At 72.1% G+C, this 16,331-nt stretch carries 16 protein-coding genes; 8 read left to right on the top strand and 8 right to left on the bottom strand.

The features are described 5' to 3' along the window. Positions 1-67: 67 nt before the first annotated feature. Positions 68-919 carry an aldo/keto reductase gene (locus IPK37_06575; protein QQS02032.1) on the bottom strand — a complete coding sequence of 284 codons (852 nt, stop codon included), beginning with the start codon at positions 917-919 and terminating at the stop codon, positions 68-70. A gap of 243 nt (positions 920-1,162) precedes the next feature. Here IPK37_06575 and IPK37_06570 point away from each other — a divergent pair, with 243 nt between their 5' ends. Beyond that, entirely contained in the window at positions 1,163-1,582 is a 420-nt protein-coding gene (locus IPK37_06570; GenBank protein QQS02031.1) for a rhodanese-like domain-containing protein, read from the top strand. 159 nt (positions 1,583-1,741) lie between these two features. Here IPK37_06570 and IPK37_06565 read toward each other — a convergent pair whose 3' ends face one another. Beyond that, entirely contained in the window at positions 1,742-3,112 is a 1,371-nt protein-coding gene (locus tag IPK37_06565) for an MBL fold metallo-hydrolase (protein QQS02030.1), read from the bottom strand. A gap of 211 nt (positions 3,113-3,323) precedes the next feature. Between IPK37_06565 and IPK37_06560 the strand changes: the two genes are divergently transcribed. After that, positions 3,324-4,523, top strand: a complete 1,200-nt coding sequence (locus IPK37_06560) for an NAD(P)/FAD-dependent oxidoreductase (protein ID QQS02029.1) — start codon at positions 3,324-3,326, stop codon at positions 4,521-4,523. A gap of 64 nt (positions 4,524-4,587) precedes the next feature. Here IPK37_06560 and IPK37_06555 read toward each other — a convergent pair whose 3' ends face one another. The 3 genes from IPK37_06555 to IPK37_06545 are packed head-to-tail and all read right to left on the bottom strand — an operon-like array spanning position 4,588 to position 7,017. After that, on the bottom strand, positions 4,588-5,337 hold the full coding sequence (locus IPK37_06555) for a hypothetical protein (protein ID QQS02028.1): 750 nt from the start codon (positions 5,335-5,337) through the stop codon (positions 4,588-4,590). Next, on the bottom strand, positions 5,334-6,233 hold the full coding sequence (locus IPK37_06550) for a 4Fe-4S binding protein (protein QQS02027.1): 900 nt from the start codon (positions 6,231-6,233) through the stop codon (positions 5,334-5,336). Before IPK37_06550 ends, IPK37_06555 begins: the two co-directional genes overlap by 4 nt. A gap of 19 nt (positions 6,234-6,252) precedes the next feature. Continuing rightward, positions 6,253-7,017, bottom strand: coding sequence for a DUF2202 domain-containing protein (locus IPK37_06545; protein QQS02026.1), 765 nt, complete (start codon positions 7,015-7,017; stop codon positions 6,253-6,255). Between the two features lie 261 nt (positions 7,018-7,278). On the opposite strand from IPK37_06545, the gene IPK37_06540 reads away from it, so the two are divergent. The 6 genes from IPK37_06540 to IPK37_06515 all read left to right on the top strand — a co-directional run bounded on the left by IPK37_06540 (position 7,279) and on the right by IPK37_06515 (position 13,023). Further along, a complete protein-coding gene (locus IPK37_06540) occupies positions 7,279-8,646 on the top strand; it encodes an MBL fold metallo-hydrolase (GenBank protein QQS02025.1) in 1,368 nt (455 codons plus the stop codon). A 226-nt stretch (positions 8,647-8,872) separates the two neighbouring features. Then, a complete protein-coding gene (locus tag IPK37_06535; GenBank protein QQS02715.1) occupies positions 8,873-9,433 on the top strand; it encodes a rhodanese-like domain-containing protein in 561 nt (186 codons plus the stop codon). Between the two features lie 15 nt (positions 9,434-9,448). Next, complete coding sequence (locus IPK37_06530) at positions 9,449-10,231, top strand: sulfite exporter TauE/SafE family protein (GenBank protein QQS02024.1); 783 nt, start codon at positions 9,449-9,451, stop codon at positions 10,229-10,231. Between the two features lie 93 nt (positions 10,232-10,324). After that, entirely contained in the window at positions 10,325-11,125 is an 801-nt protein-coding gene (locus IPK37_06525; protein ID QQS02023.1) for a ZIP family metal transporter, read from the top strand. A 97-nt stretch (positions 11,126-11,222) separates the two neighbouring features. After that, positions 11,223-11,783 (top strand): DinB family protein, encoded by a 561-nt coding sequence (locus IPK37_06520; protein ID QQS02022.1) that lies wholly within the window; start codon positions 11,223-11,225, stop codon positions 11,781-11,783. Positions 11,784-12,471: 688 nt separating this feature from the next. Then, positions 12,472-13,023, top strand: coding sequence for a cupin domain-containing protein (locus IPK37_06515; GenBank protein QQS02714.1), 552 nt, complete (start codon positions 12,472-12,474; stop codon positions 13,021-13,023). 118 nt (positions 13,024-13,141) lie between these two features. Here the strand turns inward: IPK37_06515 and IPK37_06510 are convergent, their stop codons facing one another. The 3 genes from IPK37_06510 to IPK37_06500 form a co-directional block, all read right to left on the bottom strand. After that, positions 13,142-13,870, bottom strand: a complete 729-nt coding sequence (locus IPK37_06510) for a DUF1211 domain-containing protein (protein QQS02021.1) — start codon at positions 13,868-13,870, stop codon at positions 13,142-13,144. Positions 13,871-13,895: 25 nt separating this feature from the next. Beyond that, the gene (locus IPK37_06505) at positions 13,896-14,747 is read right to left on the bottom strand and encodes an SDR family oxidoreductase (GenBank protein ID QQS02020.1); all 852 of its coding nucleotides are present in this window, start codon (positions 14,745-14,747) and stop codon (positions 13,896-13,898) included. A gap of 146 nt (positions 14,748-14,893) precedes the next feature. Continuing rightward, positions 14,894-16,210, bottom strand: coding sequence for a hypothetical protein (locus IPK37_06500; GenBank protein QQS02019.1), 1,317 nt, complete (start codon positions 16,208-16,210; stop codon positions 14,894-14,896). Positions 16,211-16,331 lie beyond the last annotated feature (121 nt).

The following is a 16,331-nucleotide window of genomic DNA, read 5'->3' as shown; positions in this document are numbered from 1 at the left end:
GGCCGGCCCGCGCCAGGCCCGGGCCACCGGATCGCGCCGGGCCCAGTCGGTAGCCCGGCGGCCCGGGCTACCGGCGCGGGTTCCCCAGGCCGGTCAGCATCTCCACCGTCGCCGGCGCGTAGTGCGAGAAGAACGCGCTCTCGCCCTCGTCGAGTCCTCGGATGCTCTGCATCTCCGCCTCGTCCAGCGCGAAGTCGAACACCGCCAGGTTCTGCGCCATCCGCTCCCGATGTACGGACTTGGGGATCACCACCACGTCGGACTGCACGAGGAACCGTAGGGCCACCTGCGCCACGGACTTGCCGTGCGCCGCGCCGACCTCCTCGAGCACGGGGTTGGTGAACAGGTCCTTGCGCCCCTCGGCGAACGGCCCCCACGACTCGTGCACGACGCCGTACTTGGCCATGACCTCGTGCGCCGCCGCCTGCTGGTGCAGCGGATGGGTCTCGACCTGGTTGACGGCCGGTACGACGTCCGCGAACCGGCAGATGTCGATCAGCCGGTCGGGATAGAAGTTGCTGACGCCGATGGCGCGCACCTTCCCGTCGGCCAGCGCCTGCTCCATCGCGCGGTAGCTGCCGTAGTAGTCGCCGAACGGCTGGTGGATGAGCAGCAGGTCGATGTAGTCCGTGCCCAGCGCGCGCAGCGACTCCTCGATCGAGGCGGCCGCCCGCGCCTCGCCGGCGTTGGAGATCCACACCTTCGTGGTGAGGAACAGCTCCTCCCGGGGCACCCCCGACGCGGCGACCGCCGCCCCCACGCCGGACTCGTTGCGGTAGGCCTGCGCGGTGTCGATCGAGCGGTAGCCCACGTCGATCGCCTCCCCCACGCACCGCTCGCATTCGGCCGGATCGACCTGGTAGACGCCGTAACCCAGCATGGGCATGACGACTCCGTTGTTCAGCGTGACGTGTTCCATGGCTACTCCCGTCGCGGTTCGCCCATCGGGTCCGGTGGGTGCACGGGCGACGGTACGCCGCACGGTCGGCGCCGCCTCGCGCGGGGGAGCGCCGCCTGCGGTGGGCCCCATTAGGGCCGTACGTCGACGCCAAGCGCGGACCGGGTCGTCGGCGGGTGAGCGCCGGGTCGGTCGAGGGGCCGTTGCGAGGGGCGTGGCGGCTGGCCGATTGCCGGTCCGGCGGGCGCTGGGTTGAATGGCGGCATGTCCGCGCGTACCCCAGGTCAGCCGCTGCCCCGCCCCGCCAAGCTCCTCGTCCAGGAGGCGACGGCGAAGATCACCACACTGCCCGTCGAGCGGGTGGCCGAGCTGCTGGACGATCCCGACCACCTGGTGGTCGACATCCGGGACCCGCGCGAGCTGGAGCGGGAGGGCACCGTGCCGGGCGCGTTCCGTGCTCCGCGGGGCATGCTGGAGTTCTGGGTCGACCCCGAGAGCCCGTACTACAAGCCGGCGCTCGACGACGGCCGGACCCTGGTCCTGTTCTGCGGGGGCGCCTGGCGATCCGCCCTGGCCGCCGCGACGCTGCGGGACATGGGCCGCGACGACGTCGCCCACATGGAGGGTGGCTTCGCCGCCTGGAAGGCCGCTGGCCTGCCGATTGAGAGGCTGCCCGCGCGCTGACGGACCCGCCCACGACGGCGCTGACGGGCCCGTCCGCGACTTATCCACAGGCCGACCGTTCGTGACCTGCGCGTTTGGTGCCATGGCACCCTTTGTGCAGGTCACGAACGGTCATCCACACGGATGGGCACACGGACTGCGCGCCCCAGCAGCGTTTCCTCAGCTCGCGACCGGGTGTTCGGCCGCCCACGCGCCGTACCCGCCCAGCACATCCGAGACGTCCGCGAAGCCCTGGCCCCGCAGGTAGCTCGCCCCCACGCTGGTGCGCCAGCCGCCGGCGCAGTACAGCACCACCGGGCGCGCCGGGTCGAGCTCGCCGTGCCGGGTGAGCAGCTGCGGCAGGGGGATGTGGACCGCGCCCGGGATCATGCCCGCCGCGACCTCGCCGGGGTTGCGGATGTCGACGAGCTGCACGTCTGCGGCCTCGTCGAGCTGGTCGACGCGCAGCCGGCTGGCCGGCACCACCTCGTCGGCGTGCCGCTCCAGATAGGCCGCAACGTCGGCGACATAGCCGACCACGTTGTCGTAGCCGATCCGCGCCAGCCGGGTGGCGGTGTCCTGCTCCAGCCCGGCCGGCGTCATCAGCACCAACCGCTGCTCCGGGGTGAAGACCATCCCAGCCGTCTCGGCCATCCGCCCGTCCACCGGCACGCTCACCGCGCCGCGCAGGTGCCCGGCCGTGTACTCCGCCACGGGGCGCGCGTCATGAACCACGGCACCCCCGGCGAGCGCGGCCGCGACCTCCTCGTCGGACAGTGCGGGAACCGTGGCCTGCGCCTCCCGCACGGCCCGGTCCTGCTTGTTCAGGGTGGCGTTGAACAGGAAGTACCCCGGTGCCGTCGGCTGGCCCTCCGTGACCACGGCGACGAACTCGTCCTCGCTCATCGGCTGGCACGCGTAGTTCGTGCGGCGCTGGTCGCCGATGGTGGACTGCCGCTCGGTCGACAGGTTCTTGCCACACGCCGAGCCGGCGCCGTGGGCGGGGAAGACGCGCACCTCGTCCGGCAGGCCCATGAGCTTGGTCTGGATCGAGTGGTACAGCTGGCGGCCCAGCTCGTCCGCCGTGGTGCCGACGGACGCCAGCAGGTCCGGGCGGCCCACGTCGCCGATGAACAGGGCGTCGCCGGTCAACACGCCGTACGGCGTCGCGTCCCCCGCGTGCTCGTAGACCAGCACGGAGATCGACTCCGGGGTGTGGCCGGGCGTCGTCATGATCTCGAGCTGCACGTCGCCGAGGTCGATCCGTTCGCCGTCGGCCAGCGCCCGCGCCGCGAACTCCGGGCGCGCCGCGTCGCCGTACCCGATCCACGCACCCGTCTCCTTCGCGATCTCGAGGTGCCCGGACACGAAGTCCGCGTGGAAATGGGTGTTGATGACGCCGACGATGCGCAGGCCCGCGGCGCGGGCGTCCGCCAGGTAATCCGCCACGTCGCGGCGGGGATCGACGATGACGGCCTGGTGGGTGCTGTCGTCGCCGATCAGGTACGACGCCTGCGAGAGGCAGTCCAGGTAGTACTGGGTGAAGATCATGGCGGTCTCCTCGGTCAGGGATGGCTGGCGGATGGGGGCGGTCCGGTCCGGTGGGTCTGGGAGTCGACCGGTACGTCGGAGGGAGCCGCTCGCCTTGCGACAAAAATACCCCCAGGGGTATTGTCTCGGCAAGCCCCACGCGCCGCCGGCACTCCGAGCGGGGCCGGCCTGCGGGGCGATCCAGCCGACGATCCACGAGGAGACCCACCGCATGCCGCAGCACACCCACGTCATCGTCGGGGCCGGCAGCGCCGGCGCCACGGTCGCCGCCCGGCTCCACCGCGCCGGCGCCCGGGACATCGCCGTCGTCGACCCCTACCCGATGCACTACTACCAGCCGCTCTGGACCCTGGTGGGCGGCGGTCGCGCGCGTCAGGAGGACAGCCAACGGCCGCGCGAGCAGGTCATGCCCAAGGGGGTTCGCTGGATCAAGGACTTCGCCGAGGGCGTCGACCCGCTGCGGCGTACCGTCCAGCTTCGGGAGGGCGGCGAGGTGGGTTACGGGCAGCTCGTCATGGCCCCCGGCATCCAGCTCGACTGGCACCAGGTGCCGGGCCTCGAAGAGACCATCGGGCAGCACGGCACGTCGAGCAACTACCGGTTCGACCTGGCGCCGAAGACGTGGGATCTGATCCGTACGACGACGTCGGGCACCGCCGTCTTTTCCATGCCCGCGGGGCCGATCAAGTGCGCGGGCGCCCCGCAGAAGATCGCCTATCTGGCGGCCGACCATTGGCGCCGGGAGGGCGTGCTGCAGGACATCGACATCCACCTCGTGCTGCCGACGCCGGGGATGTTCGGCATCCCCAAGTTCGCGAAGATCCTCGCCGATACGGCCGCCGACTACGGCATCACCGTGCACCTGAGCAGCGAGGTCAGCGCCGTGGACGGGCCGAACCGCACCGTCACGATCCGGCACCTGGAGACGGGCGAGACGCGCTCGCTGGGCTACACGATGGCCCACCTGGTGCCGCCGCAGTCGGCCCCCGACTGGGTCAAGGCCTCTCTGCTGGCCGACGCCGCCGACCCTAAGGGGTACGTCGAGGTCGACAAGAACACCCTGCAGCACGTGCGCTTCCCGGAGGTCTTCGCCCTCGGTGACGCCGTGTCGACGCCCAACTCCAAGACCGGCGCGGCCGTGCGCCACCAGGCCCCTGTCGTGGTCGCGAATATGAAGTCCGCGTGGCAGGGCCGGCCGCTGCGGGCGTCGTACGACGGCTACGCCAGCTGCCCGCTCACCCTCTCGCAGCGCCGACTGCTGCTGGCCGAGTTCGACTATTCGATGCAGCCGACCCCGAGCAACCCGCTGCCCTGGCCCGACACCACCGAACCGGTCACGGACTTCAACCTGTTCAAGAGCCGGGGACTGCCGCTCATGTACTGGAACCTCATGCTCAAGGGCCTCGCCTGACTGCTCGGCGGCCCGGCGCCGGCGGTGCCTCGGTGGGGCGCACCAGGGAGGCACCGCCGGTTCGTCAGCCGGCGCCGACTGCGTCGCGGACGACGGTGACCTCGAAGCCCGGCACCCTCGCCTTGAGGTCGCGCAGCGGCACGTCCGTGGGGACGTCGGCGGGCAGCTTGGCCCTGGCCATGAGGTCGGGCAGGGCGATGCCGTAGGCCTCGGCGACCTGCTTCAGCGTCATGGTCCCGGTCACGCCGGATGCCGCACCGGTGCCCGTCCGAGTCCCGCTGGGGGACCCCGAACCCGAACCGGTCCCGGTCGGATGCGGCGTCGTCGACCCGGCCGCCGGAGTCGTGGGCACCGCGGAGGGCGACGGCGCGGGCATGGTCCTGTGCTCGCGGTACTTCGTCACGGCGTCCCGAAAGGCCGACATCGTGAAGTCCGGGACCTTGTCCTCGAGTTCGTTGAGCGGTGTCGCCGGGGTCACCGCGGCGACCGTCGCCGCGTCCGCCCCCGTCAGCCGGAGCAGCGTCGGGATGTCGATGCCGAGGCCATCGCTGGCCTGCTGCACCGTCATCCACCCCTTGAGGTCCGCCGGAGCCAGCGCCCCGCTCGTCACGTCCGTGCGGCCGCTGGACTGCCACACGCCCAGGGCCGAGGTGGCGCCGTACGTCCCGAAGATCGCGACGACGGCGACGGCCGGCATGAGGAGTCGGTGCGCGAGGGGGCCACGCCGTACGGCGGGTTGCGCGGCGCCGGTCGCTGCGGCCGGCGCGGGGCGCGCCGACGTACGCCGGGGCTGGCCGGGATCCTGGGCGGTCATCGGGAGACCTCCGCGGTCGCGCGCTCGTCGCGCCGCCCGATCGAGCCGAGGAACGTCGGGCCGGTGACATTGAGCGCCCCCGGGAAGGGGCAGGTCGCGACGCACTCCATGCAGCCCACGCAGTCGGTGTTGACCGTCCCGGCATGGGCCACGTCGATGCCGACCGGGCAGGGCGAGTTGCACAGGCCGCAGTCCGTGCAGGCCGAGGCGCTGCGGCGGATCCGCAGGAAGGAGAGGTGGCCGAGCACGGCAAACACCGCCCCCGCGGGGCACAGGTAGCGGCACCACAGCCGGTCGACGAGCACCGAGCCCACGATGACGACAGCCGTGATGATCAGCGCCGGGATCAGGGCCGTGCTCGGCTCGAAGATCCAGTGCAGCGAGAAGAGGGTGACGTACGGGTCGTACTCGGCGAAGATCAGCCGCCCGGTCTGCACGGTGGCGATGACCACGGCGGCGAGCACGACATAGCGGCCGTAGCGCAGCACCCGGTCCACGCGGTCGGGCACGTGGACCGGGCGCCACCCGAGCCGCTTGCGCAGCCCGGTGATGACGTCGCCAAGGGTGCCCATCGGGCAGATCCAGCCGCAGAAGGCGTTCCCCGCGATCAGGACGCTGACCACCACAGCAATCCCCAGGATCATGTTGCTGGGGTGCAGCTTCGGCACCATCGTGCCCGTGGTGACCCAGGTGTACAGGGATTCCACCGCGCCGAACGGGCACAGCGCATCGACGCTGGGCGCCCCGTTCTGTTTGGCCACCTGGTGCCGAACGGCGGCCACCAGGATGAACAACGCGAAGAACGCCTGAGTGGCATAGCGGGCCACATGCAGCCTCGACATCGAGCGCTGGCGCAGCGCCGCCCGGCTTCCCCCGGGTCGGGTTGACGTCGTCATCTCACATCACCTGTGACGATCAGCTCGCCATGCGGCCCATGCCGGGGCCCCGCTGGCCGGGGCCGCGCTGGCCCGGACCTTGGCCGGCTCCGGCGCCGGGGCCCATGCCCCCGCCGGACCCGGACGCGGCGCGCTGGAACGCCGCGAGGTGGTTCTGGGAACCCTGGAGCAGGTTGGCGTAGACGGCCTTGATGTCGTCGGGCGCCGGTTGCGCCGCGAGCTTCTGCAGGTCGGCGATGTCGCGCTGCTCGAGCTCCACGCCCACCTGGGCGGCGGCCTGCACCGACACCTTGCCGCGGGAGAACCAGTCGTCGTACAGCTTCTGGATCTCGGGGAAGGCGTACGTGCCGGCGGTCTTGCCCGCCGACGGGTCCGCCAGGCCGTAGCGCTGCAGCAGCGTCCCGATCGCGTCGAAGTGCCGCTGTTCGCTGGTGGTGATCATGCTCATCGGCCGGGCCCCGTTGTGCACCGCGGCGAGGGCCGCGTAGAGGTCCCGGGCCATGCGTTCCTCCTCCCGGCTGAACGCCAGGCCGTCCTTGGTCTCCTGGGACAACGTGGCCGTGGGTACGCCGGTGCTGGTGCCCGTGCCTGGGGTGGCGGACGACCCGGCACTGGGGGAGGCCGTGGCCACGGGGCAGTTCGTCGGGCGGCCGGTGCCGGGACCGGGGGTCTGGGTGCCGGCCGAGGCGGGCCCGGCGAGGGTGGCGGCGAGCGCCACCCCGGCAAGGGTTGCCGCGCCGAGCTGCGCGGGACGACCGAGCTTCGTGCGGCGACGGGGGACCATGGTGCGCTCCTTTGCGGATGCGGGGCAGGTTTCCCTCGAGGACTCCGGAAAAATGCCCCTGGGGGTATCTGACATGCCCACGCTCGTCCCGCAAGCTGTGCCGAACCTGTGGAATGCCCTCGGGATCGCTATGTGAGCGACGTCGCATCTCCGGGCGAATCGGACGAACCGTACGCCGTCGAGTTGAGCGGCTGAGGCGAATTGGCTACTCTGACGGCAAGCCACCAAATACCCCCAGGGGTATCACGTTCAGGAGTGCGCATGGCCACCATCGTCACGATCGAAACCCCGTCCCTCGGCGACCGCAGCTATCTCGTCCATGACGGATCGGTCGCCTTCGTCGTCGACCCGCAGCGCGACATCGACCGGGTCCTCGCCGCCGCTCGGGAGGCCACCGCGGACGGCGTACGCATCGCGGCGGTCTTCGAGACCCACATCCACAACGACTACGTGACCGGCGGCTACGCGCTCGCGGGGGAGACCGGGGCGACGTACTACGTCAACGGCGCCGACGATGTCGCCTTCGAGCGGACCGCCATCGCGGACGGCGACGTGGTCGGTGTTGGCTCGATGCGGGTGCGGGCCATCGCGACGCCGGGGCACACGTTCACGCACCTGTCGTACGCGCTGGAGGGCCCCGACCACGAGCCGGCGGTCTTCACCGGCGGCTCGCTGCTCTTCGGCTCGACGGGGCGGCCCGACCTGCTCGGCAAGGAGCACGCCGAGGCCCTCGCCCGGTACCAGCACGCCTCCGCCCACCGGCTCGCCGCCGAGCTGCCGGACGAGACCGAGGTCATGCCGACGCACGGCTTCGGCTCGTTCTGCTCGGCCACGCAGAGTTCCGGCGACGCCTCGACCATCGGCAAGGAGAAGCGCGAGAACCCCGCGCTGACCAGCGACGAGGCCGCGTACGTCGAGGAGATCCTGGCCGGGCTGGAGGAGTTCCCGGCGTACTACGCCCACATGGGCCCGGCCAACGCCGCCGGCCCGCTCGCCGCGAGCCTGGCCGCGCCCACCCAGGCGGACGCGGCCGAGCTGCGTCGTCGCCTCGAGGCGGGCGAATGGCTGGTGGACCTGCGGACCCGGACGGCGTTCGCCGCCGGCCACGCCCCCGGGACCTTCAACTTCGGCCTGGACGGGCAGTTCGTCACGTACCTCGGCTGGCTGATCCCGTGGGGCACGCCCGTCACGCTGCTCGGGGATACGGCCGAGCAGGTCGCCGAGGCCCAGCGGGAGATGGTGCGGATCGGCATCGACCGCCCCGCCGCGGCCGCGACGGGCGGACCGCAGAACTGGACCGAGGGTCAGCTGGCCACCTTCCCGCGAGCGACGTTCGCCGACCTCGCCCAGGTGCGGCACCACCGGGAGGTGGTCGTGCTCGACGTACGTCGTGCGGGGGAGTACGCGCAAGGCCACATCGAGGCGGCCGTCAACGTGCCGCTGCACGACATGGTGCGACGCGCCGATGAGGTGCCGGCTGGAGAGGTCTGGGTGCACTGCGCCGGCGGCTACCGCGCCTCGATCGCGGCCTCCCTGCTGGCTGCCGCCGGCCGGGGCGTCGTCGCGATCGACGATTCCTTCGACAACGCCGGCAAGGCCGGCCTACCGCTGACCACCCCGACCAGCTGACCACCCGACCAGCTGACCACCCGACCAGCTGACCACCCGACCCCTGACCACCCCCAGCCCTGCCCACCCCGGTGCCCTGCCCACCCAGGCGCGCGGCCACCGACCTCAGCCCCCGTGCACCGAGATCCCCGAAGGAGAACTCGCCCCCATGACCGCCGTCACCGACAACTCCCCCCATCAGCTCGCCGACCTGCACGCGCGGGTGGATCCGGGCGCGGTCCGACCGATGCCCGCCCATGTCGATGCCGCCACCCTGCGGGACTGGCTGACGCACCCCGACCGCCCTCGACTGATCGACGTCCGGTCCGCAGCCGAGTTCCGGGCCGCGCACATCCCCGGCGCCTACAACGTGCCGCTGCCCCTGCTGCGCGAGCACCGCGCGGAGTTCGCCGAGCCGTTGAACGAGCAGATCGTCCTCATCTGCCGCAGTGACAAGAGAGCCAGCGAGGCCGAGCAGATCCTCGCCGCCGCCGGCCTGTCCCGGCTGCACGTGCTCACCGGGGGGATGCAGGCCTGGCAGCGCGAGGGCGGAGCCGTGAACCACGGCGAGGGCCGCTGGGACCTGGAGCGTCAGGTCCGGCTCGTGGCCGGCGGCATCGTCGCGACGGGCGTGTTGACCAGCACGGTTGCGCCGAAGGCCAAGTGGCTGTCGGGAGCCATCGGTGCCGGCCTCATGACGGCGGCTCTGACAGACTCGTGCCTGATGGGATCTCTGCTGAGCAAGCTGCCGTACAACCGCGACCTCGAGCCCGACGCCGCCGACGTCATCGCCGCGCTGGCGCGCTGAGCGGACGAGACGGTCATGGGCAGCCTCGCGGTGATCGTCCCCCTCGGGCTCCTCATCGGCGTCGTGATGGGCGCGCTCGGCGGCGGCGGCGCGATCCTGACGGTGCCGATCCTCGTCTACGTCCTTGGGCAGCAGCCGGCCGCCGCCACCGCGGGGTCCCTGGTCATCGTCATGCTGACCGCGCTGGCCGGGGTGGGCAGCCACGCCCGCAAGGGCAACGTGCGGGTTCGCGACGGCTTGGTCTTCGGCGCGGTCGGGGTGGTCGGTTCGTTGGTGGGGTCCAAGCTGTCGGCGGCGGTTTCCGCGCCGGTCCTCATGACGGCGTTCGGCGTGCTGATGATCGCCCTGGGGACGCTCATGATCCGGCGCCGCGCGCAGGGTGGCGAGTCGGCCGGGGCGGGCCCGGACGGGGGCGGGACGCGGCGTGGCCTCGGCGTGCTCATCGCGACGGCCACGGGGGTGGGCTTCCTCACCGGCTTCTTCGGCGTGGGCGGCGGGTTCGCCGTGGTCCCCGCGCTCGTGCTCGCCTTGGGGTTTTCGATGCCCGTCGCGGTCGGTACGTCGCTGCTCGTGATCGTCCTGAACTGCCTGGTCGCCCTCGGCGCCCGGGTCGGCGGCGGCGTGTCGATCGACTGGCCGATCATCCTGACGTTCAGCGCATTCGGGGCCATCGGCAGCATCGCGGGCGGCCGGATCGCCGCCCGCGTGGACCCCCGCAAGCTCAGCCTCGCCTTCAGCGTGCTGCTCTTTGCCGTGGCCGCCTACGTGCTCGCCATGAACGTCCCTCACCTTCGCTGACCGGTCCACCGCCGGTGTCCGGCGCGTTCCGGTGGCCCCACCCGCCGCGGCACCGCACGCTGGACCCATGCGGGTGAACATGAGGAGCCCTGCGTGCTAGGCGCGCTGGGCTGGGGCCTGGTGGCGGCCTCGTCGCTGGTTCTCGGTGGAGTTCTCGCGCTCGTCCGCCGCTGGCCCGACGGGCTGATCGGCGCCGTGCTGGGCTTCGGCGCCGGGGCGCTCATCGCCAGCGTCTCCTTCGAACTCGCCGAGGAGGGGGTGCACAGCGGGGGCCCCTGGGCGGTCGCGGTCGGGTTGGCGGTCGGCGCCCTCACCTTCTTCGGGGCAGACCGGGCGGTCACCAGACTCGGCGGCCGAACCCGCAAGCGGGACGGCGAGGACGGCGACAACGACCATGCAGGCGGTGCGCCCCGCGGCGGATCGGGCGGCGCGCCCCGCGGTCCGTCCTCGGCCGGCCAGGGCGGTGCCGGCGCGACGTTGGCGCTGGGGGCACTGCTCGACGGCGTACCGGAGCAGCTCGTCCTCGGCATCGGCCTCGCCCAGGGGGAGGGCCTGAGCCTGGCCCTGCTCGTCGCGATCTTCGTCTCGAACCTGCCGGAGGCCATCGGCTCCTCCGCCGATATGCGCGCGGCCGGCCAGTCGAAGGCCCGCATCCTGGCGCTCTGGGCGATCGTCGCGTTGATCTGTGCGGCGGCCACCGTCTGCGGGTACGCCGTGGCCGAGGCCACCTCCGCCGAACTCAAGGCGGCGATCAACGGGTTCGCCGCGGGCGCCCTGCTGGTCATGCTCGTCGACTCGATGGTGCCCGAGGCCCGGGAGAAGGAACAGGACAAGACCGGCCTGTTCACGGTCGTCGGGTTCGCGCTCTCGGCCGGGCTCTCGCTCCTCGGCTGAACCGGCGGCCCAGGCCCGCGGTCCCGAAGCAGCGGACCGATTCTGTCCGGATTCGCTTCTAGCGTCGGCTCATCGAGACCGACGGAAGGACAGCCCCATGAGCGAGCGCGAAACGCTGATCGAGACCCTGGCCCGGCACCGCGGGTTCCTCCTGCAGACCGCCGAGGGCCTCTCCGAGGAACAGGCCCGCACCCGCAGCACCGTCAGCCAGCTGACGATTGCCGGCCTGCTCAAGCACGTCGCCGACACCGAGCAGCAGTGGTTCGCGTTCGCGGTGCAGGGCGCCTCGGCCTTCGGTGGCGGGGGAGTCTACGGGTCCGGCGTGGACTGGGAGTCCCTCGCCGCAGAGACCGCCGCGGACCAGGGCGACGACCCCGCGCAGGCCGCGTGGCAGGACGACCGGTTCACCGTCGGCGCGGCCGAGACGTTGACCGCGCTGCGCGATCGCCTGGCCGAGGTCGCCACACGCACCGAGCAGATCCTGCGGGAGGCCGACCTCGACGGCGCCCACCCGCTGCCCGAGGCGCCCTGGTTCGAGCCGGGAGTCAGCTGGTCGGTCCGCCGCGTGGCGCTGCACATGCTCGCCGAGATCAGCCAGCACGCGGGTCACGCCGACATCATCCGGGAGGCCATCGACGGGCAACGCACGATGGGCTGACCCGGGTCCGGCCGAGCGGTTGCTGATCGGGTACCGCGGGAGGGCGCCCCCGCGGCACCCGGTCGCATGACGGGTCGCCCTCGGTGGGGGGCGATGCCTCCACAGGCCGGCTGAAATGCAAAACCGGTGTGGCTCAGGACAATTCGCCTGGTCTTCAGCCGGCTGAAGAGGTGATATGCCTCAAGAGTCCGCAGTCTGCCTGGCGGTGGAACGACTCGGGGGTGGGGGGCCGCCGCCTTGTCGTCGAGGAGTTGACCATGCGCCGTACCGGATCCCGCCTCCTTCCCCTGACTCTCGCCGCCACGATGCTCGCCGCAGGCGCCGGAGCCGCCGTCGCCGCCCCGGCGGTGCCGGCCACGCCAGGCGCCGCCACGCAGGCCGGCCCGAACTCGGGGCTGACCTTCCGGGACCTCGGTTGCGTCCCCGCGGTGATCAAGATCGCCCAGGAGACCGTCAAGAACCGCAACTTCCGTACGCGGCGTGGACGTGCGACACGTTGCAGCTCACCCTCATGTCCATCCCGGTCGGTGGCGACGTGGGCCTGGAGATGCACGCGAACGTGGACCAGTTCCTGCGCGTGGAGAGCGGCACCGCCCAGGTGATGACGGGCTCGGCGACCACGCTCGGCTACGTCAAGGACGTCGGCCCCGGGGACGCGATCCTCGTCCCGTCGGGGACGTGGCACAACATCGTCAACACCGGTACGGCGCCCCTCAAGCTCCACTCCCTCTACGGTCCGGCGCAACACCCCCAGGGCACCGTCCACGTCACCCAGCCGGTCGAGGACCACGGCACCGCGCACCCGAGCGTCGGGGCGGTCACCCCTGTCGCGCCGTTCACGAAGGATCCTGGCGCCACGCCGTTCGTGCTGGACGTGGAGGCCGCCACGCTGGCCAACACGAACTTCCGCACCGCCGCGTGGACCGCTGACACCCTGCAGCTCACGCTCATGTCGATCCCGGTCGGCGGGGACGTCGGGCTGGAGATGCACAGCAACGTCGACCAGTTCCTGCGGGTCGAGTCGGGGATGGCCAAGGTCTACTTCGGCGACAGCCAGGGCAACGTCCGCTTCGCCGGGGTCGCGCACAAGGACAGCGCGATCCTCGTGCCGTCCGGGACCTGGCACAACATCGTCAACGCCTCCCCGAAGGAGCCGCTGAAGCTCTACTCGCTCTACGGCCCCGCCCAGCACCCCCAGGGCACGATCCACGTGACGCAGGCGGACGGCGAGCACCACTGAGAAGGGGGCGCGGCCGGTGCCCGCTGGCCGCGGCGCCCGCTCGTCTCCGGCGGGCCGACCCCGACGGGCTCCGCCCCGAAGCACCTGCACCCCACGCCAGAGCCGCGATCGGTTCGCGTCACGCCGTGGCCGGATCGCCTGTCGCCGTCGTCGCACTGGTCTCGGCGCGTACGAACCGGCGCTTCTGCCAGCGTCCGTTCAGCGCGGCCAGGGGCCACAGCGTCAGCCACGCGTACTCGGCGCCGTTCGGGCTGATCAGCGCCAGCGGGATCGAGAGCAGGAAGACCAGGAGCGCGGGCCGCAGCGCGGCCGCGGTGAAGCGGTACAACGCGGGCGTCACGTGCTCCTTCAGCAGGCCGGACCGCCACGCGTGCCACCAGGCGAGATCCAGCATCCCGAAGATGCCGACGATCGTCGCGGCGTAGAGCATCGGCGGGATCGGCGAGCCGCCGCTGTGCTGGAACAACATGCCGGTCGGCACGGGCATGAAGGCGACGAAGAAGAGCATGCCGAGGTTGGCCAGTTGGAGTCTCGTGTCGTACGCCGCCAGGGCCTTGAACCGGCGATGGTGCGTCAACCAGGTCAGGCCGATGATGACGAAGCTCAACACGAACGCGATGAACGCCGGGACCTTCTCGGCGACCGCCTCGGCGAACGCGTGGGCGCTGACGTCCGCCGACGCCTCCGGCACCCGCAGCTCCAGCACCAGCAGCGTCATGGCGATGGCGAAGACCGCGTCGCTGAAGAAGATGGTCCGTTCGACGTCGCTGCCGCTGCGCAGCACGTTGAGCCGGGCCTCCATCCGGCGCGATGCCGCCCCATCCGGTGTGCCGCCACCCCGAGTCATGTCCGCAGCCTAGGGGGGGGCCGGCTCAGGCGATGCTGCGCGAGGCGCCGTCGATGCCGATCGTCTGCCCGGAGATCGAGCGGGCCGCGTCCGAGGCGAGGAAGACGGCGAGCGCGCCGATGTCGTCGGGATTGACCATGTACTTCAGCGACTGCAGCGCCAGCGCCCCCGCCATCTCCTGCTCGATCGAGGTGCCGCCCGCCTCGGCGCGGCCGGCGAACACCCGGCGTACCCGGTCGCCGTCCACGAGACCCGGCGCGATGGCGTTGACCCGAATCTGGTGCTCGCCGAGCTCCATGGCCAGGGTCTCCACCAGGGCGAGCACGCCGCGCTTGACGACGGCGTACGGCGCGCGTCGCGGGTAGCCGTGCCGCCCACCCAGCGACGACACGAAGACCATCGCGCCGCCCCCGGCGGCTTTCAGGTGCGGAATGGTCTCCCGCGATATCAGGAAGTGACCGGTGAGGTTGACGTCGAGGACCCGCTGCCAATCCGCCAGCGCGAGTTCCTCCACCAGACAGGTCGGACCGGCGATCCCGGCGTTGTTGACCACCACGTCCATGCGGCCCAGGGTCTGTGCGGCCCCAGCCACGAACCGCCGCACCGCCTCCTCGTCGGCGACGTCGCAGATCTCGCCGGTCACCTCGCCCGGTCCCGCGGCGGTCAGCTCCGCGGTGGTGGCGGCGAGCGCGGCTTCGTCGACGTCACACACGTGGACCCGGTCGCCGGCCCGGGCGAAGGCCGCCGCGATGCACCGGCCGATGCCGCCGGCGCCGGCGGTGACGAGGACCCCGCGGGGCGCGGTGGGCGAAGAGGTCACGGGGAGCTCCGTTCTCGCGAGGGGTACGGCGTTCCCGAGTATTCCGCGCCGAGGCATCGCGGGTACGCCGGGCGGGGTGGACTTCTCCCCGCCGCCGACGCTCCGAACGGAGCGGCGACGCCCCAGGGGGCCGGGGCAACTGCCTCCGAACGGAGCGGCGACGCCTCAGGGCGCCGGTAGGTCTCCGTTCGGAGCGGCGACGGTCAGCCGCGCGTGCCGGTGATCTCGTTGGGCACCCGCGGCAGCTGCACGGTCTTGACGAGCTTGCCCGACTCCAGGTCGACGAGGTGCAGCAGCCGCTCGGCCGGCTCGGTCACGTACGCCGTACCGTCCTGCACGTGGATCGCCGGCCGGGGCTTCTGCCAGTCCACCGGCTCGTCCCAGGACTTCGTCACGGGGATCTCGCGGCCGACCTTGGCCGCCTGGACGTCGATGACGCGCAGCACGCCGTCGGTGCCGAGCACCAGCCCGTCGCCGGTCGGGGTGCGGCGCAACGAGCGGAACGAGTAGCTGGCCGGCAGGTCGACGAGCTTCAGGGAGTTCGTGCGGGTGTCGGTGAGGGAGATGCGCTTCGGCCGCTCGAGCTCGGCCGACTTGTCGACCTTGTAGTCGCCGAGGATGACCGGGGACTTCTCGGAGCCCGCCTGGTTGCCGATGCGGCCGTAAGCGTCGGGCGATGCCACCTTGGTGATCTGGGTGCCCTTGACGATGAGGATCCCGTTCTCGCAGCCGACCGCCAGCACGTGATCCGCCGCGGCCGCCTCGCCGTGGACGCCCGGGCAGTCGGAACTCTCGGCGATCTTGGCGCGGGCGGCGTCGAGGATCACCACGCCGTCGCGCTTCTTGGCGTCGCCCTTGGTGGTCAGCATCGTGCCGTCGGCGCGGATCACCGCGACGCCGTGGTGCGGACTCGGGTCGGTCCAGACCTGGGTCTTGGGTGCCTTGCCGGCCAGCAGGTCCGCCGAGGCGAAGCTCTCCACCTTGCCGTTGCCGTCGCCGTACAGCACCGTCTTGCCGTCGTGCACCACGGCGTGACCGGGCTTCTTGCTGGCGAAGGCGAGGTCGGTGGGGCGCGGGTCCCCGGCGTACCGGTGCGCGTGGTCGCCGTGCGGCTCCGACCACGCCCCGAGGTCGAGCACCCGGAAGGCGTCGCCCTCGGTGAGCAGGACGTGCCGCTCGTCGCCGGCGGGGTTCAGCCGCGTGAAGCCCTTGGCGGGTAGGTCGCCGAGGACCTTGCCGGTCAGGGCGTCGAGGACGAGCACGCCGCCGTCGTAGCTGAGCGCGAGCCGCGGCGACCGCGCCCTGACCTCCGCGGCGCTCGGCGTCCCGCTCGGGGCCGCGGCGGTGGTGGTCGCCTCCGGGACGGGACTGTACGTCGGGGCGGCTGCGGTGCTCGCGCCCGAGGTGGCGGCGCTGTTGGCCGCGGTGTTGCCGGCGGGGGCGGGGGCTTGGGCGCAGGCCGCGGCGCAGAGCGCGACGCTGCCGAGGAGGAGGGGGACGCGAAGGATGGCTCGACTCATAATGAGAAGGATTACCAATAGCGATAATCGGGTCAAGTCGCGTCCAGGATGGGCGTCGGCGAGCGGGGGCGGCCCCTCGACCCCGGCGGGTAACTAGCCGGGTCGGCCGGACGGCGCTAGC

Origin of the sequence: Austwickia sp. (assembly GCA_016699675.1) — a bacterium.
GTDB lineage: Bacteria > Actinomycetota > Actinomycetes > Actinomycetales > Dermatophilaceae > Austwickia.
Note: the sequence above shows the minus strand (reverse complement) of the source record. Positions and strands in the feature narration are given on the sequence as shown.

Excerpts from the sequence above, each read along its gene's own strand:
- IPK37_06575 (QQS02032.1), bottom strand. The coding sequence starts at position 919 with ATGGAACACGTCACGCTGAACAACGGAGTCGTCATGCCCATGCTGGGT.
- IPK37_06570 (QQS02031.1), top strand. The coding sequence starts at position 1,163 with ATGTCCGCGCGTACCCCAGGTCAGCCGCTGCCCCGCCCCGCCAAGCTC.
- IPK37_06565 (QQS02030.1), bottom strand. The coding sequence starts at position 3,112 with ATGATCTTCACCCAGTACTACCTGGACTGCCTCTCGCAGGCGTCGTAC.
- IPK37_06560 (QQS02029.1), top strand. The coding sequence starts at position 3,324 with ATGCCGCAGCACACCCACGTCATCGTCGGGGCCGGCAGCGCCGGCGCC.
- IPK37_06555 (QQS02028.1), bottom strand. The coding sequence starts at position 5,337 with ATGACCGCCCAGGATCCCGGCCAGCCCCGGCGTACGTCGGCGCGCCCC.
- IPK37_06550 (QQS02027.1), bottom strand. The coding sequence starts at position 6,233 with ATGACGACGTCAACCCGACCCGGGGGAAGCCGGGCGGCGCTGCGCCAG.
- IPK37_06545 (QQS02026.1), bottom strand. The coding sequence starts at position 7,017 with ATGGTCCCCCGTCGCCGCACGAAGCTCGGTCGTCCCGCGCAGCTCGGC.
- IPK37_06540 (QQS02025.1), top strand. The coding sequence starts at position 7,279 with ATGGCCACCATCGTCACGATCGAAACCCCGTCCCTCGGCGACCGCAGC.
- IPK37_06535 (QQS02715.1), top strand. The coding sequence starts at position 8,873 with ATGCCCGCCCATGTCGATGCCGCCACCCTGCGGGACTGGCTGACGCAC.
- IPK37_06530 (QQS02024.1), top strand. The coding sequence starts at position 9,449 with ATGGGCAGCCTCGCGGTGATCGTCCCCCTCGGGCTCCTCATCGGCGTC.
- IPK37_06520 (QQS02022.1), top strand. The coding sequence starts at position 11,223 with ATGAGCGAGCGCGAAACGCTGATCGAGACCCTGGCCCGGCACCGCGGG.
- IPK37_06510 (QQS02021.1), bottom strand. The coding sequence starts at position 13,870 with ATGACTCGGGGTGGCGGCACACCGGATGGGGCGGCATCGCGCCGGATG.
- IPK37_06505 (QQS02020.1), bottom strand. The coding sequence starts at position 14,747 with ATGCCTCGGCGCGGAATACTCGGGAACGCCGTACCCCTCGCGAGAACG.
- IPK37_06500 (QQS02019.1), bottom strand. The coding sequence starts at position 16,210 with ATGAGTCGAGCCATCCTTCGCGTCCCCCTCCTCCTCGGCAGCGTCGCG.